Annotated in this window: 18 protein-coding genes and 1 pseudogene; 9 read left to right on the top strand and 10 right to left on the bottom strand. The window is 74.2% G+C overall.

Annotation, left to right across the window (positions count from 1 at the left end; translation table 11 throughout):
* The first annotated feature begins 70 nt into the window (after positions 1-70).
* The 8 genes from AC3CHW_RS05675 to AC3CHW_RS05640 all read left to right on the top strand — a co-directional run bounded on the left by AC3CHW_RS05675 (position 71) and on the right by AC3CHW_RS05640 (position 10,175).
* Positions 71-1,087, top strand: a complete 1,017-nt coding sequence (locus AC3CHW_RS05675) for a TIGR03842 family LLM class F420-dependent oxidoreductase (RefSeq protein WP_488469758.1) — start codon at positions 71-73, stop codon at positions 1,085-1,087.
* 428 nt (positions 1,088-1,515) lie between these two features.
* Positions 1,516-2,694, top strand: a complete 1,179-nt coding sequence (locus AC3CHW_RS05670) for a sulfite oxidase (RefSeq protein WP_488469757.1) — start codon at positions 1,516-1,518, stop codon at positions 2,692-2,694.
* Positions 2,695-2,808: 114 nt separating this feature from the next.
* Entirely contained in the window at positions 2,809-4,629 is a 1,821-nt protein-coding gene (locus tag AC3CHW_RS05665; protein ID WP_488469756.1) for a gamma-glutamyltransferase family protein, read from the top strand.
* A 90-nt stretch (positions 4,630-4,719) separates the two neighbouring features.
* Complete coding sequence (locus AC3CHW_RS05660) at positions 4,720-5,559, top strand: inositol monophosphatase family protein (RefSeq protein ID WP_398608389.1); 840 nt, start codon at positions 4,720-4,722, stop codon at positions 5,557-5,559.
* Positions 5,560-5,634: 75 nt separating this feature from the next.
* Positions 5,635-7,041 carry a phytoene desaturase family protein gene (locus AC3CHW_RS05655; RefSeq protein WP_488470974.1) on the top strand — a complete coding sequence of 469 codons (1,407 nt, stop codon included), beginning with the start codon at positions 5,635-5,637 and terminating at the stop codon, positions 7,039-7,041.
* A 66-nt stretch (positions 7,042-7,107) separates the two neighbouring features.
* Positions 7,108-7,842 (top strand): VOC family protein, encoded by a 735-nt coding sequence (locus AC3CHW_RS05650; protein WP_488469755.1) that lies wholly within the window; start codon positions 7,108-7,110, stop codon positions 7,840-7,842.
* A 211-nt stretch (positions 7,843-8,053) separates the two neighbouring features.
* The gene (locus AC3CHW_RS05645) at positions 8,054-9,523 is read left to right on the top strand and encodes a DNA-3-methyladenine glycosylase 2 (protein ID WP_187059630.1); all 1,470 of its coding nucleotides are present in this window, start codon (positions 8,054-8,056) and stop codon (positions 9,521-9,523) included.
* A gap of 103 nt (positions 9,524-9,626) precedes the next feature.
* Positions 9,627-10,175 carry a methylated-DNA--[protein]-cysteine S-methyltransferase gene (locus AC3CHW_RS05640; RefSeq protein WP_398608391.1) on the top strand — a complete coding sequence of 183 codons (549 nt, stop codon included), beginning with the start codon at positions 9,627-9,629 and terminating at the stop codon, positions 10,173-10,175.
* A gap of 28 nt (positions 10,176-10,203) precedes the next feature.
* Here AC3CHW_RS05640 and AC3CHW_RS05635 read toward each other — a convergent pair whose 3' ends face one another.
* The 4 genes and pseudogenes from AC3CHW_RS05635 to AC3CHW_RS05620 form a co-directional block, all read right to left on the bottom strand.
* Complete coding sequence (locus AC3CHW_RS05635; protein ID WP_488469754.1) at positions 10,204-10,395, bottom strand: hypothetical protein; 192 nt, start codon at positions 10,393-10,395, stop codon at positions 10,204-10,206.
* Positions 10,396-10,466: 71 nt separating this feature from the next.
* A pseudogene (locus tag AC3CHW_RS05630) lies at positions 10,467-11,132 on the bottom strand (LLM class flavin-dependent oxidoreductase); the annotation flags it as partial.
* Positions 11,133-11,300: 168 nt separating this feature from the next.
* Complete coding sequence (locus AC3CHW_RS05625) at positions 11,301-11,897, bottom strand: GNAT family N-acetyltransferase (RefSeq protein WP_176164767.1); 597 nt, start codon at positions 11,895-11,897, stop codon at positions 11,301-11,303.
* Between the two features lie 214 nt (positions 11,898-12,111).
* Positions 12,112-13,881 (bottom strand): BCCT family transporter, encoded by a 1,770-nt coding sequence (locus AC3CHW_RS05620; RefSeq protein WP_398608394.1) that lies wholly within the window; start codon positions 13,879-13,881, stop codon positions 12,112-12,114.
* Positions 13,882-14,463: 582 nt separating this feature from the next.
* Here AC3CHW_RS05620 and AC3CHW_RS05615 point away from each other — a divergent pair.
* Entirely contained in the window at positions 14,464-15,585 is a 1,122-nt protein-coding gene (locus AC3CHW_RS05615; protein ID WP_488470973.1) for a glycerate kinase, read from the top strand.
* A 98-nt stretch (positions 15,586-15,683) separates the two neighbouring features.
* On the opposite strand, the gene pssA is transcribed toward AC3CHW_RS05615, so the two are convergent.
* The 6 genes from pssA to AC3CHW_RS05585 form a co-directional block, all read right to left on the bottom strand.
* The gene (gene pssA / locus AC3CHW_RS05610; protein WP_176164769.1) at positions 15,684-16,541 is read right to left on the bottom strand and encodes a CDP-diacylglycerol--serine O-phosphatidyltransferase; all 858 of its coding nucleotides are present in this window, start codon (positions 16,539-16,541) and stop codon (positions 15,684-15,686) included.
* A complete protein-coding gene (locus AC3CHW_RS05605) occupies positions 16,528-17,175 on the bottom strand; it encodes a phosphatidylserine decarboxylase (protein ID WP_176164770.1) in 648 nt (215 codons plus the stop codon). The genes pssA and AC3CHW_RS05605 overlap by 14 nt, the downstream gene beginning before the upstream one ends.
* A 170-nt stretch (positions 17,176-17,345) precedes the next feature.
* Positions 17,346-18,560: an acyl-CoA dehydrogenase family protein gene (locus tag AC3CHW_RS05600; RefSeq protein ID WP_359324653.1), complete on the bottom strand. Its 1,215-nt coding sequence runs from the start codon at positions 18,558-18,560 to the stop codon at positions 17,346-17,348.
* 1 nt (position 18,561) lies between these two features.
* A complete protein-coding gene (locus AC3CHW_RS05595) occupies positions 18,562-19,113 on the bottom strand; it encodes a MaoC family dehydratase (protein WP_488470972.1) in 552 nt (183 codons plus the stop codon).
* A gap of 116 nt (positions 19,114-19,229) precedes the next feature.
* On the bottom strand, positions 19,230-20,216 hold the full coding sequence (locus tag AC3CHW_RS05590) for an HpcH/HpaI aldolase/citrate lyase family protein (protein WP_488469753.1): 987 nt from the start codon (positions 20,214-20,216) through the stop codon (positions 19,230-19,232).
* Positions 20,213-22,267, bottom strand: coding sequence for a protein meaA (locus AC3CHW_RS05585; RefSeq protein WP_488469752.1), 2,055 nt, complete (start codon positions 22,265-22,267; stop codon positions 20,213-20,215). Before AC3CHW_RS05585 ends, AC3CHW_RS05590 begins: the two co-directional genes overlap by 4 nt.
* Positions 22,268-22,403: the final 136 nt, after the last annotated feature.

The following is a 22,403-nucleotide window of genomic DNA, read 5'->3' as shown; positions in this document are numbered from 1 at the left end:
CGGCCGCCCCGGCCACCCCGGGCCCCGGTCGCCGGGCCACCCCCCACCCCGTCACGTCAGGAGGGCCACCGTGGACTTCGGCCTCGTCTTGCAGCTCGACCCGCCCGCCGCGCAGACCGTCGGCCTGATGCGGCGCGCCGAACGCAACGGCTTCCGCTACGGCTGGACGTTCGACTCCGCCGTGCTGTGGCAGGAGCCGTTCGTCATCCACAGCCGGGTGCTCGAACACACCGAGCGCCTCATCGTCGGCCCCATGGTCACCAACCCGGGCACCCGCGCCTGGGAGGTGACGGCCTCCACCTTCGCCACGCTCAACGAGATGTACGGCAACCGCACCGTGTGCGGCATCGGCCGCGGCGACTCGGCGCTGCGCGTCGCCGGCCGCCGCCCGTGCAGCCTGGCCACCCTCGGCACCTGCATCGACGCCCTGCGCGACCTCGCCGAGGGGCGGGAGGCGGTGGTGGACGGCGCCACGGTGCGGCTCCCGTGGGCGCGCGGGGGCCGGCTGCCGGTGTGGATGGCGGCGTACGGGCCCAAGGCGCTGGCGCTGGCCGGACAGAAGGCCGACGGGTTCATCCTGCAACTGGCCGACCCGTTGCTGACGGAGTGGATGGTCACGGCGGTGCGCGACGCGGCGGCCGACGCCGGCCGCGACCCGCGCGCGGTGAAGATCTGCGTCGCCGCGCCCGCCTACCTGTGCGACGACACGCCCGAGGCGCTGGCGCACGCCAGGCAGCAGTGCCGGTGGTTCGGCGGCATGGTCGGCAACCACGTCGCCGACCTCGTCAGCCGCTACGGCCAGGACTCCGACCTGGTCCCCGCCGAACTCACCGGCTACATCGAGCGGCGCGCGGGCTACGACTACGCGCACCACGGCCGCGCCGACAACCCCGACACCGAGTTCGTCCCCGACGAGATCGTCGACCGCTTCTGCCTCATCGGCCCGCCGCGCGCCCACATCGCCCGCCTGGCCGCCCTGCGCGACCTGGGCGTCGACCAGTTCGCCGTGTACGCGATGCACGACGCGCGCGAGCACGTCATCGACGGCTACGGCCAGGAGGTCATCCCGGGCTTCGAGGCCCTGTAGCCCGGCAGCGCGGGGCCGGCCGCCCCCACCACCGGGCCGACCCCGGCCCGCTGCTACCCGGCCGGCCCCGTCACCGACCGCCGTCATCCTCGCCCCGTCGCCCCGTCGCCCCGTCGCCCCGTCGCCCCGTCGCCCCGGCACCCGGGCCGTGTTTGGGCCGCGTTGGGCACGTTCCGCCCCGTACCGCCGGGTGGTCGGCCGCCGTTCGAGCGGTGCGCCGCAGCCGTCGTGCGGGAGGCGCTGACCTGGCCCGGGCGCGTGTCTAAGATGCCCGCATGGCTGTCACCGCGCGCTCTGTGCCGCGCCCCTGTCGTTGTTGTCGCTGACGCCTGCCTCGCCCCAGCGCGCCCCGCGCGCCCGCTCCCTCGCCCCTTCCGCGCTCCCGGGCGTCCGCGCCCGCCAGCGCTCTCCTCCCGAGGTGTTCCGCGATGACTTCCGCCCGACGTACCGTCCTCAAGCTGCTCGCCACCGTCCCCGTCGCCGCCCAGGCCGCCCGCGCCGCCGCGCCCGCCGCGGCGGCCGAGGCGCCCGGTGGCATCGTCAAACCGCTGCCGGCCGACGTGTTCACCCGCCACGGCACCAACGCCGAAACCCGCCCGTCGGCCCTGCGCGGCACCGGCTTCCACACGCCGAACGACCGCTTCTTCGTCCGCAACCACACCGCGACCCCCGCCCTCGACGCGGACACCTGGCGGCTGACCGTGTGGGGCAGCGGACTGCGCGGCGGGCCCGCCCGGTTCACCCTGGCCGACCTGCGCGCCCTGCCCGCCGTCAGCCGCGACGTGGCCATCGAGTGCGCCGGCAACGCGCGCGGCTACTTCACCTCCCAGCAGCACGACACCGTCACCGGCACGCCCTGGACGCTCGGCGCCGTCGGCGTGGCCCGCTGGCGCGGGGTGCGCCTGGCCGACGTGCTGCACCGGGCGGGAATCGGCGACCACGCCGTGGCCGTCATGCCGCGTGGGCTCGACGCGGAGTACGTCACGGCCGGCGTGAACCTGGGCCGGGTGCGCCGCCCGCTGCCGGTCGCCAAGGCGCTGGCCGACGTGCTCCTCGCGTACGAGATGAACGGCGCGCCGCTGCCGCCCGACCACGGCTACCCCCTCCGCGTGGTGGTGCCGTCCTGGGTCGGCGTCGCCTCCATCAAGTGGCTCGGCGACATCGAGGTCAGCGCCGAGGACCTGCACTCGCCCTGGGACACCGACTACTACCGGCTGTTCGGGCCCGGCCACCCGCCGCAGGGCAGCGCGCCGCTGACCCGACAGCCCGTCAGATCCACCTTCGAGCTGGACCACGGCGCCACCCTCGTCGCCCGCCACACCCACCGGCTGACCGGCCGCTCCTGGTCCGGGCACGCGCCCGTGGTCGAGGTACGGGTGAGCACCGACGGCGGGGCGCACTGGCGCCGGGCCCAGCTCCAGGACCCGCCGCGCCGGCACGGCTGGGTCCGCTGGTCCGTGCCCTGGCACCCGCACGCCACCGGCCCGACCACGCTGCTGGCCCGGGCCACCGACGCGGCGGGCAACACCCAACCCGACCACACCCCGCCCAACACGCAGGGCTACCTCTTCGACGCGGTGGTCCGCCTCCCGGTCACGGTCGTCTGAGCCGGCCACCCACCCGTCGCTCCGAGGCCGGGGGCGGGCGTACTGCCGCGACCGTGCGCGCGCTGCGTACGCTCGCGCCAGCGCACCCGCCCCCGGCCCGAGGAGTCCGCTCTCGTGTTCACCACCCGGCCCACCCTGCACGGCACCTTCGGCATGGCCTCGTCCACGCACTGGCTCGCCTCCCAGTCGGCGATGGCGGTCCTGGAGGACGGCGGAAATGCCTACGACGCGGCCGTGGCCGCCGCGTTCGTGCTGCACGTGGTCGAGCCGCACCTGAACGGCCCGGCCGGCGAGGTCCCGATCATCATCGCCCCGGCCGGCGGCGCGGTGCGCGTGCTGTGCGGGCAGGGCCCCGCGCCGGCCGGCGCCAGCGCCGCCGCCTACCGCGACCTCGGCCTGAAGCTGGTCCCCGGCACCGGACCGCTGGCCGCCGCCGTCCCCGGCGCCTTCGACGCGTGGCTGCTCCTCCTGCGCGACCACGGCACCAAGCCACTCGCGTCCGTGCTCCGGTACGCCATCGGCTACGCGGAGGCGGGCCACCCGCCCGTGGAGCGGCTGACGGAGACCGTGGAGCGGGTGCGGGCCCTGTTCGAGAGCGAGTGGACCACCTCGGCGGAGGTCTACCTGCCCGGCGGGAAGGCGCCCGCCCCCGGCACCCTGTTCACCAACCGGCCGCTGGCCGCCACCTGGCGGCGCCTGCTGGCCGAGGCGGACGCGGCCGGCGGCGACCGCGAGGCGCGCATCGACGCCGCGCGCCGGGTGTGGCGGACCGGCTTCATAGCCGAGGCACTGGTCGCCTCCGCTGCCCGCCCGGCGCTCGACACCTCGGGCGAGCGGCACGCGGGCCCGCTCAGCGGCGACGACCTGGCCGGCTTCGAGGCCACGTACGAGGAACCGGCCCGCTACGACTGGCAGGGCTGGACCGTGTGCAAGCCGGGCCCCTGGTCGCAGGGCCCGGTCCTGCTCCAACAACTCGCCCTGCTCCCGGACGGCCTGACCGCCGCCGACCACGGCACGGCCGAGTACGTGCACACCCTCGTCGAGGGCGGCAAGCTCGCCTTCGCCGACCGAGAGGCGTGGTACGGCGACGCGCGCGGGCCGGGCACCGTGCCGCTGGCCGCCCTCCTCGACGCGGACTACAACGCCGCGCGCCGCGCGCTGATCGGCCCGGACGCCTCGTACGAGCTGCGCCCGGGGCACCCAGGGGGCCGGGTGCCGCGCCTGGCCGCGCACACCCACGCCGTCGCCCGTGGCGAGCGGGCCGCGACCGGCCCGCTGACCAGCGCGGCGGCCGGCGTCGGCGAGCCGACCGTGACGGCCGACGGCGGTACCCGGGGCGACACCTGCCACCTGGACGTCGTGGACCGCTGGGGCAACATGGTCTCGGCGACGCCCAGCGGCGGCTGGCTCCAGTCCAGCCCCGTCGTCCCCGAACTCGGCTTCCCGCTCGGCACCCGGCTCCAGATGGCCTGGCTCGACCCGGACCTGCCGAACACGCTCACCCCGGGCCGCCGCCCGCGCACCACGCTCTCGCCCTCCCTCGCGCTGCGCGAAGGCGAGCCCGTCCTCGCCTTCGGCACCCCCGGCGGCGACCAGCAGGACCAGTGGCAGACGCACTTCTTCCTCGCGGTGGCGCTGCGCCCGCCCGTGCGCGGCGGGCTCGACCTGCAGGGCGCCATCGACGCACCGGGCTGGCACCAGGAGGGGTTCCCCGAGTCGTTCTACCCGCGCGGCATGCGCCCCGGCGGCGTCACCGTCGAGGAGCGGTTCGACCCGGAGCTGATCACCGAGCTGCGCCGCAGGGGCCACGACGTGACCGTCGGCGGGCCCTGGTCGGAAGGCAGGCTGAGCGCGGTCGCCCGGGACCCGGAGACCGGCGTGCTGTCGGCGGCGGCCAATCCGCGCGGGGCCCAGGGGTACGCGGTCGGCCGCTGAGCCCGGCCGCCGTGTCGGTTTTCCCGGAGTTCACCCTGCGGCCAGCCACGCGATGTCAATCCTGCTGGTGGGGCGTGGTTCGATGGACACATGATCGAAGCAATGGACCCGGGGGAATGGGCACGCCTTGAGGCGGCGGTGGACGAGGCCGTCCGCAAGGCGGCGGCCACGGAGATCATGCCGCGGTTCCGGCAACTGGCCCAGCACGAGATCGTGCAGAAGAACGGCCCACACGACCTCGTCACGGTCGCCGACCGGCTCGCCGAGGAACAGCTCACCGTCGCGCTGACCGCGCTGCTGCCCGGCTCCGTGGTCGTCGGCGAGGAGGCCGTGCACGCCGACGCCGGCGTCCTGGCCGCCCTTGAGGGCGAGGTGCCGGTGTGGATCGTGGACCCGGTGGACGGCACCCGCCAGTTCGTCCACGGCGACCCCGGCTTCGCCACCCTGGTCGCGCTGGCGCACCGCGGCGAACTCCTCGCCTCCTGGACGTACGCGCCCGCCCTCGACCTGATGGCCGTGGCCCGCAGGGGCGGCGGCGCCGAGCTGGGCGGCCGGCCGCTGCGCTGCGGCCCGCGCCCGGCCGGCAAGGTCATCGACGTGGCCATCTCGCACTACGACTTCACCACCGACGTGGAGAAGGCGGCCCTGTCCGGGCTCATGACCGAGGGCGTCGCCCCGCGGCCCTGCGGCTCGGCCGGCCTGGAGTACCTGGACGTGGCCCGCGGCCTGCTGGACGCCGTGGCCTTCTCCTGGGAGAACCCCTGGGACCACGCCGCCGGGCTGCTCCTGGTGGCCGAGGCGGGCGGCGCCTCCGGCACCGTGGCCGGCGAGCCCTTCCGCCTCGCGGGCGGCAACGCGCTGCCCTTCACCGCGGCGCGGGACGCGGAGACCGCGGCGCATATCCTGAGCCTGCTGACCGCGGTCGGCTAGGTCAGCGCACGAATCGCGCACGCCGTAGCCACCACCGCGGGCGACCTCACAGGCGAGGAGGCCGATGTGCCGTCGATGCTCGACGCGGTGGTGGTGGGGGCCGGGCCGAACGGCCTGACCGCCGCCGTTGAGCTGGCCCGTCGTGGCCACGCGGTGGAGGTGTTCGAGGCCCGCGAGGCGCCGGGCGGCGGGGCCCGCACCGAGGAGCTGACCCTGCCCGGCTTCCGGCACGACCCGTGCTCGGCCGCGCACCCCCTCGGCGCCGGCTCGCCCGCCTTCAACGCCATGCCGCTGGAGCGGCACGGCCTGACCTGGCTGCACCCCGAGCTGCCGATGGCCCACCCCTTCCCGGACGGCACCGCCGCGATCCTGGCCCGCTCCGTGGGGGAGACCGCGATGTCGCTGGGCGCCCGGGACGCGGGCGCCTACCGCCGGCTGGTCGCGCCCTTCGTCGGCCGCTGGGAGGCGCTGGCCGCCGACTTCCTGCGCACCCCGTGGCTCGGGCGGCCACGGGACCCGGCCACCTGGGTGCGCTTCGGCTCGCTCGCCCTCCAGCCCGCCGCGCTGCTCGCCCGCCGCTTCCACCAGGACAAGGCCCGCGGCCTGCTCGCCGGGCTCGCCGGGCACGCGGTGGCCCCGCTGCGCGGCGTCGGCACCGGCGGCCTGGCCCTGATGTTCGCGATCGCCGCGCACGCGGTCGGCTGGCCCGTCGCCCGTGGCGGCTCGCAGGCCATCACGGACGCCCTCGTCTCGTACCTGCGCGAACTCGGCGGTGACGTGCACACCCACTACGAGGTCAAGCGCCTGGACGACCTGCCGCCCGCCCGCGCGTACATCTTCGACACCTCGCCCACCGCGCTCGCCCGCATCGCGGGGCTCGGCGACGCCTACCGCGGCTTCCGCTACGGGCCCGCCGCCTTCAAGATCGACTACGCCCTGGACGGTCCGGTGCCCTGGACGGCCGCCGAGGCGCGCCGCGCGGGCACCGTGCACATCGGTCCCACCCTCGGCGAGATCGACGGCGCGCTGCACGCCGCCGTCGCGGGCCGCGACCCCAGCGTGCCCTTCCTCATCACCACCCAGCCCAGCCTCATCGACCCCACCCGCGCGCCCGCCGGCAAGCACACCTTCTGGGCGTACGGGCACGTGCCGAGCGGCTGGCGCGGGGACGCCACCGAGGTCATCGAGCGGCAGTTGGAGCGCTTCGCGCCGGGCTTCCGGGACCGGGTGCTCGCGCGCGCCGTCGCCGGCCCGCCCGAACTGGCCGCCCGCAACGCCAACTACGTCGGCGGCGACATCGCCTGCGGCGCCTTCACGGGCCTCCAGACCGTGCTGCGCCCCAAGCTGGCCCGCGTCCCCTACGCCACCGCGCACCCGGCGATCTTCCTGTGCTCCTCGGCCACCCCGCCCGGCCCCGGCGTGCACGGCATGTCGGGGCACCACGCGGCGCGCGCGGTGTGGAGCGGGCTGCGCCGCTGGTAGGGGGCCCGCGCACGGGCCGCGCCCGCTGTTGTTAGGGTGACCTAACTTCCAGGGAGAGGGCGGGACATGACCACGCAGTCGCCGGAGTCACCGGAGTTCGACCACCTGTTGCACGGCGTCCCCGACGTGCCGTCAGCGGTCGCCGCGTACACGGCCGCCGGCCTTCCCGCCCACGTCAACCCGCCCTACCTGGGCTTCCAGAACGGCGCGTGGCGCCTGGACGTGCGCTACGTCGAGATCCTCACCGTCGTGGACCACGCGGAGTTCGCCGACTCCCCGTACGGCAGGGCGATGGCGCCGATGATGCCGTTCGTGACGGACCAGATCGCGGCCGGCGGCGGTGGGCTCAACTTCGCGGTCAACGTCACCGACGCCACGGCGACCACCGAACGGCTGCGCCGCGCGGGCCACGAGGTCGAGTTGGTGACCTTCGCCAAGGAGGGCTCGCCCGTCTCCTTCCGCGAGGCGTTCCTCGCGGACGCCCCGCGCTGGGCGCCGTTCTTCATCAGCTACGAGCCCGACCGGCAGGTCATCCTCGACACCTACCGGGGCGGGGGAGGCCGGCGCGGCGCGCACGACCTGGCCGGTTTCGTGATCGAGACGCCCGAACCGGCCGTGGCCGCCGGCTGGTTGAGCCGCCTCCTGTGCCTGCCGACCACCGCCGACGGCACCGTCGTACCGCTGCCCGGCGGCCACGTGCACTTCACCGCCGGACCGGCCGACCGGATCACCACCCTGCTGCTGTCCGACGGCACCCCACCCACCACCCGCGTCGCCGGCCTCGACGTGCGCCCGGCCTGACCGGCGCCCCCTGCGCGCCCCGACCTCGCCCCGCCGCCGGCGGTGCTGACGGGCCCGCCCCGGGGCGGGGTGGGCGTCCTTGGACGAGGCGGGGCGGGACGGGGGGCGAAACGACGGGCCGATGGATCAAGATCAGCCAGATGGGCGCGGCTCCAGGGCCATGTCGGATTTCCGCGAGCCCCCAGCCGTGCGCACCCGCGATGCTGAGCGCATGCACTCTGACTTCGACCGGTGCGTGAGAGCCGTCCAGTCCAAGGACGCCCGCTTCGACGGCTGGTTCTTCACCGCCGTCCTCACCACCCGCATCTACTGCCGCCCGAGCTGCCCGGTGGTGCCGCCCAAGGTCGAGAACATGACGTTCTACCCGAGCGCCGCCGCCGCCCAGCAGGCCGGGTTCCGCGCCTGCAAGCGCTGCCGCCCGGACGCCAGCCCCGGCTCCCCGCAGTGGAACGAGCGCGCCGACCTCGTCGCCCGGGCCATGCGGCTGATCGCGGACGGCGTGGTGGACCGCGAGGGCGTCCCCGGCCTCGCCGCCCGGCTCGGCTACAGCACCCGACAGATCGAGCGCCAGCTCCTGGCCGAACTCGGCGCCGGCCCGCTCGCGCTGGCCCGCGCGCAGCGCGCGCAGACCGCCCGGCTGCTGATCGAGACCAGCGAGCTGCCGATGGCCGAGGTCGCCTTCGCCGCCGGCTTCGCCAGCATCCGCACGTTCAACGAGACCGTACGGGAGGTCTTCGCCCTCTCCCCGACGGAACTGCGCGGGCGCACCCGCCGCGGCGACCGGCCCACCGCGCCCGGCGTGCTCAGCCTCCGGCTGCCCTTCCGCGCCCCGCTGTGCCCGGACAACCTGTTCGGCCACCTCGCCGCCACCGCCGTGCCCGGCGTGGAGGAGTGGCGCGACGGCGCGTACCGGCGCACGCTGCGCCTGCCGTACGGGCACGGCATCGTCAGCCTCCGGCCGGCGCCCGACCACATCGGCTGCCAGCTCTCGCTGACCGACCAGCGCGACCTGGCGGGCGCCATCAGCCGCTGCCGCCGCATGCTCGACCTGGACGCCGACCCCGTCGCCACCGACGACCTGCTGCGCACGGACGCGGAGCTGGCACCGCTGGTGGAGAAGGCGCCCGGGCGCCGGGTGCCGCGCACGGTGGACGCCGACGAGTTCGCCGTACGGGCCGTGCTCGGCCAGCAGGTCTCCACGGCAGCCGCCCGCACCCACGCGGGCCGGCTGGTCACCGCGCACGGCGAGCCGGTGGACGACCCGGCCGGCGGCCTCACCCACCTGTTCCCCAGCACCGAGGCGCTGGCCGGCCACGACCCGCAGGCCCTGGCCATGCCGCGCACCCGGCGGGCCACCCTCGGCACCCTGATCGACGCGCTCGCCTCCGGGGACATCACGCTCGGCGTCGGCAGCGACTGGGACCGGGCCCGCGCCCAGTTGGCGGACCTGCCCGGCATCGGCCCGTGGACCGTGGAGGTGATCGCGATGCGCGCCCTCGGCGACCCGGACGCCTTCCTCCCCACCGACCTCGGCATCCGCCGCGCCGCCGAGGGCCTCGGCCTGCCGAGCACCCCCGGGGCGCTGATCCGGCACAGCGCCCGGTGGCGGCCCTGGCGCGCGTACGCCGTGCAGTACCTGTGGGCCACCGAGGACCACCCGATCAACCTGCTGCCCGCCTGACGCGCCCCGCCCGCCCCCGCGCGCGGCCGACGCCCGTGGCGTGCGCCGGTCGCGCCGCCCCCGATACCCTCACTCAGCCCGAGCCCAAGGAGAGCTACCTGCCGTGCCCGTACGCGTCCACACCCTCATCGACAGCCCCTGTGGTCCGCTCACCCTGGTGGCCACCGACGGGGTGCTCTCCGGTCTGTACATGACCGACCACCGGCACCGGCCGCCGCTGGAGACCTTCGGCGAACGGGACGAGGTGCCCTTCGCCGCGGCCATCGACCAACTCGCCGAGTACTTCGACGGCCACCGCACCGACTTCTCCGAGCTGCCGATCCACCTGTCCGGCACGCCGTTCCAGCGCCGGGTCTGGGAGGAGCTGCGCTCCATCCCGCACGGCGTGACCATCTCGTACGGGCAACTCGCCGACGCCATCGGGCAGCCGAGCGCCGCCCGCGCGGTGGGCCTGGCCAACGGCAAGAACCCCATCAGCATCATCGTCCCCTGCCACCGGGTCATCGGCTCCACCGGCAGCCTCACCGGCTACGGCGGCGGGCTCCAGCGCAAGCGCCAACTGCTGGACTTCGAGCGGGGCCGCGTCCAGTGCCTGGACGGCGCGTTCGTGGCCGACGCCACGGAGCAGGCGGCCCAGGAACAGCTCTTCTGAGAGCCCGGCACCACGGCGGGGGCCCGGCTCAGCCGAGCAGCGCGCGGGCCTCGGCGAGCACGTCCACCTGGGCCCGCCAGTCACCGTCGGCGAACCCGACGACGACGTGCCGCGCCCCCGCTCCCCAGTAGGCGTGCAACCGCTCCGCCGCCTCGCGCGCCCCGCCCACGACCGGCGCCGCCGCCAGCGCGTCCACGGCCACCCCGCGCGCCGCCGCCACGCGGGCCGCCAGGGGGCGCCGCGCCCGGGCAGTTCGGGCCCGCCGCCGAGCGCCCCGACGACGCCGACGGCCACCGTGGGGGCGGGCCGGCCGCGCCACACGGCCCGCTCGGCGAGCCGCACCACGCCGGCGGCCACCTCGTCGGGGGAGACCAGCGAGGGGAACCAGCCGTCGGCGGAGCGGACCACGCGCCGGATGGCGGCCGGCGAGGTGCCACCCACCCACACCTGCGGCCCGGGCACGGCGTGACCCAGCTCCCACGCCACCTGGCCCCGGTTCCACGCCGCCTCGCCCACCTCGCCCGTCCCGTCCGGCAGGTGCACCCGCTCGCCGGCGAGCAGCCGAGGCAGCAGCGCCAACGCGGTGTCCAGCCACAAGCCGCGCTCGCCCCCGCGCGCGGGCTCCTCGTACCCGTCGACGCCGAGCACGAGCCGGTCGCCCGCCACGTGCGCCAGGCTGGCGATCTGTCGCGCGGCCCAGGCCAGCGGGCGGTCGGCGGACGCGAGGGCGCCGGAGCAGATCCGCAGCCGCTCGGTCGCCGCGGCCACCGCCGCCAGCGCGACCGCCGCCTCCACCGCCGGCCCGTCCCCGGCGAGCCGGCCGCCGTACGCCACGAGGTCGAGCCCCACGTCCTCGGCGTGCCGAGCGGCGTCGGCGAAGTCGATCTTCTGCTCGCGCTGCGCGGCGAGGGACGGCAGCACCACGCCGACCCGCGGGCGTGCCAGGGGGTTCGTCATGGCCTAACGGTGCAACTTCAAGGCCACTTGAGGTCAATGGCGTGGGGGCGGCCTCGACGAGGGCGCACCGGTCACCGACGCGCCACCGGCCACCGGGCACCGCCTGGCGGCCCGCGCCGTCCCGCCCCCAGCGGGACGCCCCCCATCGGCCGCCCCGACCGGGTCGCGCTAGCCGTGCCGCGTCATCGCCCAGGTCAGCGGCCCGCCGCCGGGCAGTTCGACCTCCGCGCTGACGGCGAAGCCCAGCCGCTGGTAGAAGGCCACGTTCCGGGCCTCGGAGGTCTCCAGGTAGGCCGGCAGCCCCGCGCGCTCGGCCGCCTCGATGCCGGGCGCGAGTACCGCGCGGCCGAGCCCGCGGCCCTGGTGCGCGGGATCGACGCCCACCGAACCCAGGAACCACGCCGGTCCCTGCGGGCGGTGCGGCTCCAACGCCGCCTCGGCCTGCTCGAACGCCTGTGCCCGGTCGCCCGCCAGCTCCGCGAAGCGCGGCGCCAGCTCGGTGAGGACGGCGCCGGCGGCGACGGTCTCCGGCGTGGTCCACACGGCCACCGCCGCCCCCTCGTCGCCGACCCAGACCCGGCCGTGCGCGAGGCCGATCCGGTCGACGAACAACTCCTGGAACTCCGCGATGCGGCGCAGATGGTCGTCGGCGGCCACCGTGTGCCGGGTGAAGGGGTAGTCGGCGAAGGCCCGGGTCAGCGTCGCGGTCGCGCGCGGCACGTCGGCCCGGGTGGCGAGGCGTACGGCGGTCGCGGGGGAGGTCATGGCGGGCGCCCTGCGCTTTCCGCTCCGAGGGAGCACACGCGTCCGCCGGAGCACTCGAAGATCGTTTGACGTATCGGGCGCACTGTACGTCCCCCGCCCGGGCCGGGGCCCGCGAATTACGGGCGCGGGCGCCCTGGGCCGCGGCCCGGCACTCCCGCCCGCGTCCGGCCGGCGCCGGTGCCGCGTCGGCCGGGCGCGGGCGGGTGGCTACGCCTCAGCCGGAGCCTCCAGAGCCCCCCGAGCCACCGGAGCCTCCCGAGCCACCGGAGCCGCTGGAGGAGTCCGAGTCCTCGCGGTCAGCGGCGCGCTCGGCGGCCCGGCGCAGCCGGTGGTGCCGGGTGGGGGTCTGCTCGGTCAGCGCCTCGCCGATCATCGCGCGCATCGCGTCCCGCAGCCCGTGCATGGCGTGGTGCCGCTTCGGCCCGGCCCCCGGGTCCGTCCGCAGCTCGCGCAGCAGCGACCAGCACAGCGCCAGCATCACCAGCACGAACGGCAGCGCCACCAGGATCGTGGCCGTCTTCAACGCGTCCAGGCCGCCGGCGACCAGCAGCACCGCGGCCACCGCCGCCATCAGGATGCCCCAGGCGACGACCAGCCAGGTGCGTGGGTGCAGCGACCCACGGCTGGTCAGCGAGCCCATGACCAGCGAGGCGGAGTCGGCGCTGGTGATGAAGTACGTCATGACCAGGGCCATGGCCAGCCAGGCGGTCGCGGTACCCAGCGGCAGCGCGTCCAACATGCCGAACAGCGAGGCCTCCGCCCCGTCCTTGACCTTCTCGGTGAGGTCGGCGGTGCCGCTGGAGTCCAGCCGGATGGCGCTCCCGCCCATCACACAGAACCAGATCATCGTCGCGCCACTGGGCACCAGCAGCACCCCGATCAGGAACTCCCGGATGGTGCGGCCGTGCGAGATGCGGGCGATGAAGGTGCCCACGAACGGCGCCCAGGACAGCCACCAGGCCCAGTAGAAGATCGTCCAGGTGCCGAGCCAGCTCCGGTCGGTGAAGGCGCCGGTGTGCGAGGCCATCGGCAGCAGGTCGTTGAGGTAGCCACCGATGCTCGCCGGCACGCTGTCCAGTACGTACACCGTCGGGCCGACGAGGAAGACGAACACCATCAGCAGCGCCGCGAGCACGATGTTGAGCGTGCTCAGCCACTTGACGCCCTTGTGCAGGCCGGAGAAGGCGGAGAGCACGAAGGCCGCCGACAGGGCACAGATGATCACGAGCTGCACCGTCTTGGTGTTGTCCACGCCGGCGGTGAGGTCGAGCCCCTCGGCGACCTGCAGGGCGCCGAGGCCCAGGCTGGTCGCGGTGCCGAAGACGGTCGCGAAGACGGCGAGCAGGTCGATCATCCGGCCCGGCCAGCCGTCGGCCCGCCGCTCGCCGATGAGCGGCACGAACACGGAGCTGAGCCGGTTGCCGCGGCCCTTGCGGAAGACGACGTAGGCGAGGGCGAGCCCGGCCATGCCGTAGATCGCCCAGGGCATGAAGGTCCAGTGGAAGAACGAGTACTCCATCGCCGTGCGGGCCGCCTCGCCCGTGCCCGGCTTCACGCCGCTGGACGGCGGCGGGTCGGTGTAGTGCAGCAGGGGCTCGCCGACGCCGTAGAACATCAGGCCGATGCCCATCCCGGCGCTGAACATCATGGCGATCCAGGCCAGGTTGCCGAACTCCGGCTCGTCCTCGTCCCGGCCCAGCTTGATCCGGCCGTACCGACTCACCGCGATGTACAGGCACAGCACCAGGAACACGTCGGCGGCCACCACGAAGAGCCAGCCGAAGTTGGTGAGCACCCAGTTCAGGGCGGAGTCCGAGGTGTCGGCGAAGTTGTCCTTGGCGAGCGCGGCCCAGCCGACGGCGGCCAGCACGGCCACCACCCCGATGGTGACGACCGCCCGGTCGGGCGGCGGGTCGTGCACGTCGGCCGGGGCCTCGTCCGGGTCGGGCGGCAGATCGGTGGACTGGGTAGGCGGGGTACTCATGGCGCACCACTATGGTGCGATAAAGCAGGAGATGCGGCCGTGGCGCGCCGTTTGGCCACGACTACGACCGTGGGCAGCGTCGAGCCCCGCGGATAGGGTCACCGCGGCGCCACTGCCCGTGCGCGAGCACGGCCGGAACCAGGGGGACACACGGTGACGTACGCCGCGACGACCGACACCCGACCGACACCGCACGGCCTCCGACCCCCGGTGCCACCACCGACGGTCCCAGCGGTGCCCACTCCACCACACTCCCCGCCCACGGCGCCCGGCCCGCTACGCGATGGGGTGCGACCGGCGCCGCCCGGCCCCGCCGCACCGGCCCGGAGCCCCCACGCCCGCACCACCGGCCAGCCGGACGCGGGCCAGTCGGGCACGGGCCAGCCGGACACGGGCCAGTCGGACACGGACCAGCCGGACACGGCCGGCGAGCCGGCCCGGCCCGCCGACGGCGACCGGCCCGCCGCCGAGCGCGAGGCCGCGCCCCGCGCGCGACGCGTAAGCGGAGGCGACGAGACAGGTGACGGCGGGGGCGGCAACGGCGACGACGGGGGCGGCGGAGGCGGGCGCGGCGCGGCGCGGGTGCTGATCGCCGCGGACAAGTTCAAGGGTTCGCTGACGGCGGTGCGGGTCGCCGAGCACCTCACGGCCGGGCTGCGCGCGGCGGCGCCTGGCGTGCGCGTCGCGGCGGTGCCGGTCGCCGACGGCGGCGACGGCACGGTGGACGCCGCCGTCGCGGCCGGCTTCGAGCGCCGCACGGCCCGGGTCACCGGGCCGCTGGGCACCCCGGTGGACGCCTCGTACGCGCTGCGCGGCACGAGCGCCGTCGTGGAGATGGCCGAGGCGTCCGGGCTGCGGCACCTGCCCGCGGGCACCTTCGCGCCGCTGACCGCCACCACGTACGGCACGGGGGAGCTGCTGCGCGCCGCGCTGGACGCGGGCGCCCGCGACATCGTCCTCGGCGTCGGCGGCAGCGCCACCACCGACGGTGGCGCCGGCATGCTCACGGCGCTCGGGGCGCGGCTGCGCGACGCGCGGGGCCGCCCGGTCGGCCCCGGCGGCGGGGCGCTGCGCGACCTCGCCGCGGCCGACCTGTCGGGGCTCGACGCCCGCCTGGCGGCAACGGCCGTCACCCTCGCCAGCGACGTCGACAACCCGCTCACCGGCCCGCAGGGCGCCGCCGCGGTCTACGGGCCGCAGAAGGGCGCCAGCGCCGCGGACGTGGCGGCCCTGGAGGCGGCCCTGACGCGCTACGCGCGGGTACTGGAGGACGCGGTGGGCCCGCGCGCCGCCGCGCACGTCCACGCGCCGGGGGCCGGCGCGGCGGGCGGCGTCGGCTACGGGGCGCTGGTCGGGCTCGGCGCGGACTTCCGGCCCGGCATCGAGGTGCTGCTCGACGTGCTTGGCTTCGCCGCGGAGCTGGCCAGCGCCGACCTGGTGATCACCGGCGAGGGCTCGCTCGACGCGCAGACCCTGCGCGGCAAGGCCCCGGCCGGGGTGGCCGCGGCGGCCCGGGAGCGCGGCGTGCCGGTGGTCGCGGTGTGCGGGCGGCTCGCGCTGGACGCCGACGCCCTGCGGGAGGCGGGTCTGAGCCGGGCGTACGCCCTGACCGCGCTCGAACCCGACCCGGCGCGCTGCATGGCCGAGGCCGGCCCGCTCCTGGAGCGCCTCGCCGCCCGCGTCGCGGCTGACTTCCTGACCTGACCCGCCGGCGCCCGCCCGTCCCGGGCCCGGGCACGACGAAGGGCCCGAGCGAGATGCTCGGGCCCTTCGCCACGGAGGACGTGAAGGGGGCGTGGCCGCTACGGCAACTGCGTCGCCCGCGCCTCGCGCCGGTTGTCCCGGAACGTGTTGACCCGGCGGGCCGTCGCGAACAGCGGGATCACCGCGCCCAGCACCACCTGGAGCGCGCAGCCGGTCTGGAGCAGCAGCTCGCCACCGGGGGCCTCGAAGGCCCAGGCGGCCAGCAGGCCCATGCTCAGCACGATCCACCCCAGCATCGCCAGCGCGAGCAACCCGCGCGGCTTGGGGTACTCCACGCGGCTCACCATCAGCCAGGCGACGCCCACGATGGCCAGCAGGGTCGGGAAGAACGGCAGCTCGAGCAGGACCACGGAGATCACGGTCAGCGCCCCGAAGGGGCTTGGCATGCCCTGGAAGACGCCGTCGCGCAGGGTCACACAGGAGAATCTGGCGAGCCTGAGCACGACGGCGAGCAGGACCACGATGGCGGCCACCGCCGATACCCGCTGATAGGCGTCGTCGGCGACCATGCCCCACACCACGACGAAGTACGCCGGGGCGAGGCCGAAGCTGATCAGGTCGGAGAGGTTGTCCAGCTCCGCGCCCATCGCCGAGCTGCGCAGCTTGCGCGCCACGAGCCCGTCGAAGAGGTCGAAGACCGAGGCGAGCAGCATCAGCATCACCGCGGTGGCGGCGCTGTGCCGGGCCATCCCGCCGTCCTCGTTGCCCGTCAGGTGCGGGATGAGGACGCCGGTGGTGGTGAAGTACACGGCCATGAAGCCGCAGGTGGCGTTGCCGAGCGTGAGGGTGTCCGCTATCGACAGCCGCGTTGACAGCGGCATGTCGTCCGTGTCGTCACCGCACTCGTCGGCTTCGGGAACCCAGGCGGACTGGGTCTCCGGATCAACTACGGTCAAGACGAGTCACCCCCGCAGTGGTGGTCTCGCCAACCTCGACCGCGGTCTCGACACCTTCCGGGAGGTAGATGTCGACCCGCGAGCCGAAGCGGATCAGGCCGATCCGCTCGCCCTGCTCGACCTTGGTGCCCTGCGGCACGTACGGCACGATGCGGCGGGCGACGGCGCCGGCGATCTGGACCATCTCGATGTCCCCGAGTTCGGTGTCGAAGTGCCAGACAACGCGCTCGTTGTTCTCGCTCTCCTTGTTGAACGCCGGGACGAACCCGCCGGGGATGTGCTCGACCGAGGTCACCGTGCCCGCCAGCGGGGCGCGGTTCACGTGGACGTTCAGCGGGCTCATGAAGATCGCGACTCGGGTCCGTCCGTCCTTCCACGGCATGATGCTCTGCACCACGCCGTCGGCGGGAGAGATGACCCGGCCCTGCGCGATCTCGCGCTCTGGGTCACGGAAGAACCACAGCATGCCCGCCGCGAGCGCGGTGGCGGGCACGGCGGCGGCAGCCCAGCGTCCCGAGCGACGGGAGCGAGCCAGGCTCACCGCCGCCGTGGCGACGGTCGGAAGGAGCCACGGCGACGCTCCGCGCGCGAGGCGTACGCGTGCGCGAGGTGCGGTGGAAGAGCTGTGGGGCATGGATGACCTTCGTAGCGGAGGGTGCCGCTTAGCGAAAAAGGGGACGGCGGCTTTTCGGGGATGGTATCGGTTGCGAGCGGCAACTGGGCAAGCGCCAGGGCTAGTCGGTGGCTGAAGACCAGTGACGGGCTGTGATGTAGTTCTCGAAAAAACCACCCCGAACCGGACAATTACCCCTGGAAGTGGTACTCCTCCAAGAGGCGTCGCCCGATGATCATTTTCTGGATCTCGGCGGTGCCCTCGCCGATGAGGAGCATGGGCGCCTCCCGGTAGAGGCGCTCGATCTCGTATTCCTTGGAGAAGCCGTAGCCGCCGTGGATGCGGAAGGCGTCCTCCACGACCTCTTTGCAGTACTCGGAGGCCAGGTACTTGGCCATGCCCGCTTCGAGGTCGTTCCGCTGTCCGGAGTCCTTTTTCCGGGCCGCATTGACCATCATCGCATGGGCGGCCTCGACCTTGGTCCCCATTTCCGCCAGTTTGAACTGGATGGCCTGGTGCTGGGCGATCGGCTTGCCGAACGTGTGCCGCTGCTGGGCATAGGAAACGCCCAGCTCAAAGGCGCGCTGCGCGACCCCGCAGCCGCGCGCCGCGACGTTCACGCGGCCAACCTCGACGCCGTCCATCATCTGGTAGAAGCCGCGTCCCGTGGCCCCGCCGAGCACGCGATCGGCCGGGACGCGCAGCCCGTCCATGATCAGCTCGGTGGTGTCGACGCCCTTGTAACCCATCTTGTCGATCTTGCCGGGGATGGTCAGGCCCGGGCGCACCTCGCCGAAGCCCGGCTCCTTCTCGACCAGGAACGTGGTCATCGAGCGGTGCGGCTTGGCGGCGGCCTCCTCCGGGGAGAGCCCCTCGTCGGTCCGGCACAGCACCGCGACCAACGAGGAGGTGCCGCCGTTGGTGAGCCACATCTTCTGTCCGGTGAGCAGGAAGTCGTCGCCGTCGCGCACACCCTTGGATGTGATGGATGACACATCCGAACCGAGCGCGGGTTCCGACATCGAGAACGCGCCACGGATCTCGCCCGCGGCCATCTTCGGCAGAAAGTAGTCCCTCTGCTCCTGGGTGCCGTGCTGCTTGAGCATGTACGCCACGATGAAGTGCGTGTTGATGATCCCCGAGACGCTCATCCAGCCGCGGGCGATCTCCTCCACGCACAGCGCGTAGGTCAACAGCGACTCGCCGAGCCCCCCGTACTCCTCGGGAATCATCAGCCCGAAGACGCCGAGCTCCTTCAACCCCTCGACGATCTGGCTCGGATACTCGTCACGGTGCTCCAACTCGGTGGCGACCGGCAGGATCTCCTTGTCGACGAAGTCCCGCACGGTGGTGAGTATGTCGCGCTGGATCTCGTTGAGGCCCTCGGTCTGGGCGAGACGGCTCATGTCACTGCTCCTGGTCGGCGGGGGTCGGCGCGGGCGCGGCGGGCCGGGTGGGCTCGCGGAGTTCGGGGCGGCCGGGCTGTTCGCCGCCGCGCTCCTTCACGTACGTCGCGTTCGGCACCATCACCTTGCGCCGGAAGACGCAGACGAGCGTGCCGTCCTGCTTGTAGCCCCTGGTCTCCACGTGCACGATGCCGCGGTCGGTCTTGGACCGGGACGGCGTCTTGTCCAGCACCGTCGTCTCGCCGTAGACCGTGTCGCCGTGGAAGGTCGGCGCCACGTGCCGCAGCGACTCGATCTCCAGGTTGGCGATCGCCTTGCCCGAGACGTCGGGGACGGACATGCCGAGGAGCAGCGAGTAGACGTAGTTGCCGACGACGACGTTCCTGCCGAAGTCGGTCGTCCGCTCCGCGTAGTTCGCGTCCAGGTGCAGCGGGTGGTGGTTCATGGTGAGCAGACAGAAGAGGTGGTCGTCGTACTCGGTGACCGTCTTGCCGGGCCAGTGCTTGTACACGTCGCCGACCGTGAACTCCTCGTAGGTGCGGCCGAACTGCATGGTGCTCATCCCTCCGGGGTGGCGCCCCCGGGCCGGCGCGGGCCCGGGGGCGGGGCGTGGTGTGCCGCGGCGCGGACCGGCCCCGCGCGGGGCCGTGCGTCAGGCGGGGCCGGACGTCAGGCGGCGGGCGGCTCGAACTTGCTGGTGCGGGTCATCCCCGCGGCCCGGCCCTTGCCCGCGATCACCAGCGCCATCTTGCGGCTGGCCTCGTCGATCATCTCGTCGCCGAGCATCGCCGACCCCTTCTTGCCCCCCGCCTCCGAGGTGCACCACTCGTACGCGTCGAGGATCAGCTCGGCGTGGTCGTAGTCCTCCTGCGAGGGCGAGAACACCTTGTTGGCGGCCTCGACCTGACCCGGGTGCAGCACCCACTTGCCGTCGAACCCGAGCGCGGCGGCGCGCCCGGCCACCTCGCGGTACCCGTCCACGTTCCTGATCTGGAGGTACGGGCCGTCGATGGCCTGCAGGTCGTTCGCGCGGGCGGCCATCAGGATGCGCATCAGGATGTAGTGGTACGCGTCGGCCGGGTAGCCCGGCGGCTGCTCGCCGACCACCAAGGACTTCATGTTGATGGAGGCCATGAAGTCGGCCGGGCCGAAGATGATGGTCTCGAGGCGCGGCGAGGCGGCGGCGATCTCGTCCACGTTGACCAGGCCCCTGGCGTTCTCGATCTGCGCCTCGATGCCGATCCGGCCCACCTCGAAGCCCATCGTCTTCTCGATCTGGGTGAGCAGCAGGTCCAGGGCGATCACCTGCTGGGCGTCCTGCACCTTGGGCAGCATGACGCAGTCCAGGTTGGGGCCCGCGCCCTCGACGACGGTGATGACGTCCCGGTAGGTCCAGTGCGTGGTCCAGTCGTTGACCCGCACCACCCTCGTCTTGCCGGTCCAGTCGCCGTTGTTCAGCGCGTCCACGATGGTGTGCCGCGCGCCCTCCTTGGCCAGCGGCGCGCACGCGTCCTCCAGGTCCAGGAACACCTGGTCGGCGGCGAGTCCCTGGGCCTTCTCCAGGAACCGCGGGTTGCTGCCGGGGACGGCGAGGCAGGAGCGGCGCGGGCGCAGCCGGTCCACGGACGGCGCGGCGGCGGACGGGTGGGCACTCATGCGGTGGCCTCCAGGGGGTCGAGCTGGTTCGCTGTACGGATCTCATCGACGATACGGCCGATGATCTCGGTGATTCCGAAGTCCTTCGGGGTGAAGACGGCCGCGACGCCGGCGGCGCGCAGCGCGGTGGCGTCCGCGGACGGGATGATCCCGCCGACGATCACCGGAATGGGGGCCTCGGCCGGGCCGTCGGCCCCGGCGGCGCTCGCCGCGCCGGCCTCGCGCAGCCTGGCGAGCACGTCCGGGACCAGTTCGGCGTGCGAGCCGGAGAGGATCGACAGGCCGACGCAGTGCACGTCCTCGGCGACGGCCGCCGCCACGATCTGCTCGGGCGTGAGCCGGATGCCCTGGTAGATCACCTCGAACCCGGCGTCCCTGGCCCGCACCGCGATCTGCTCCGCGCCGTTGCTGTGCCCGTCGAGCCCGGGCTTGCCGACGAGCAGCCGCAGCTTGCCCACGCCGAGGTCGGCCGCCGTCTTGGCGACCTTGTCGCGTACGGCGCCGAGCGCGCTGCCCGGCTCGGCCGCCACCGCCAGCGGGGCGCTGCTGACCCCGGTCGGGGCGCGGTACTCGCCGAACACGTCCCGCAGCGCCCACGCCCACTCGCCGGTGGTCACCCCCGCCCGGACGCACTCCAGCGTCGCCGGCATCAGGTTGACGGTGCCGGCCGCCGCCGCCTTGAGCGCGGACAGCGCCTCCTGGGCGCGCGGCTCGTCGCGCTCGTCGCGCCAGCGGTGCAGCGCGGCGACCACCCTGGCCTCGTTGGCCGGGTCCACCGTCATGATCGCGGTGTCCAGGTCGGCGGTGAGCGGGTTCGGCTCGGTGCTCTCGTAGCAGTTGACGCCGACGATCCGCTCCTCGCCCGCCTCGATCCGGGCCCGCCGCTCCGCGTGCGAGGCCACGAGCTGCGACTTGAGGTAGCCGGACTCGACGGCGGCCATCGCGCCACCCATCTCCTGGATGCGGTCGATCTCGGCCAGCGAGGCGGCGGTCAGCTCCGCCACCTTGGCCTCGATGACGTGCGACCCGTCGAAGATGTCCGGGTACTCCAACAGGTCGCTCTCGTGCGCGAGCACCTGCTGGATGCGCAGCGACCACTGCTGGTCCCAGGGCCTGGGCAGGCCGAGCGCCTCGTTCCAGGCCGGGAGCTGCACCGCGCGGGCGCGGGCGTCCTTGGAGAGGGTGACGGCCAGCATCTCCAGGACGATCCGCTGGACGTTGTTCTCCGGCTGCGCCTCGGTCAGGCCCAGCGAGTTGACCTGTACGCCGTACCGGAAGCGGCGCTGCTTGGGGTCGTCCACGCCGTACCGCTCGCGCGTGATCTGGTCCCAGATGCGGCCGAAGGCGCGCATCTTGCACATCTCCTCGACGAAGCGCACGCCCGCGTTCACGAAGAACGAGATGCGCGCCACCACGTCGCCGAACCGCTCCGCCGGCACCTGCCCGGAGTCGCGTACGGCGTCGAGCACGGCGATGGCCGTACTCATGGCGTACGCGATCTCCTGTACGGGCGTGGCCCCGGCCTCCTGGAGGTGGTAGCTACAGATGTTGATCGGGTTCCACTTGGGGATGTGGTTCACCGAGTAGGTGATCAGGTCGGTGGTCAGGCGCAGGCTCGGGCCCGGCGGGAAGACGTGCGTGCCACGGGAGAGGTACTCCTTGACGATGTCGTTCTGCGTGGTGCCGGAGAGCCTGTCGATGGCCTCCGGGCCGAGCCCCTGCTCCTCGGCCACCACCTGGTACATGGCCAGCAGCCACATCGCGGTGGCGTTGATGGTCATGGAGGTGTTCATCTGCTCCAGCGGGATGTCCTGGAACAGCCGCCGCATGTCCCCCAGATGGGAGACGGGCACCCCGACCCGGCCGACCTCGCCGCGGGCCAGGACGTGGTCGGGGTCGTAACCGGTCTGCGTCGGCAGGTCGAACGCGACCGACAGGCCGGTCTGGCCCTTGGCGAGATTGCGCCGGTACAGGGCGTTGGACGCCTCGGCGGTGGAGTGTCCGGCGTACGTCCGCATCAGCCACGGACGGTCCTTGTGACGCTCAGTCATGTGAGTGGTACCTCAGTGTCCGCTCGCTCCGCTCGCTCCGCTCGCGCGGCACGGCTGTGGGTGGTCGACCGCTCGGCTCAACCCGGCTGTGCCCGGTTCCCGGGTTCCGGCTGGGCTGGTTCGTCCGCTCCGCGCA

The sequence above is a fragment of the Streptomyces sp. MGP-BFMKR1 genome (assembly GCF_057766585.1).
This window is presented reverse-complemented; position numbering and strand designations above follow the sequence as displayed.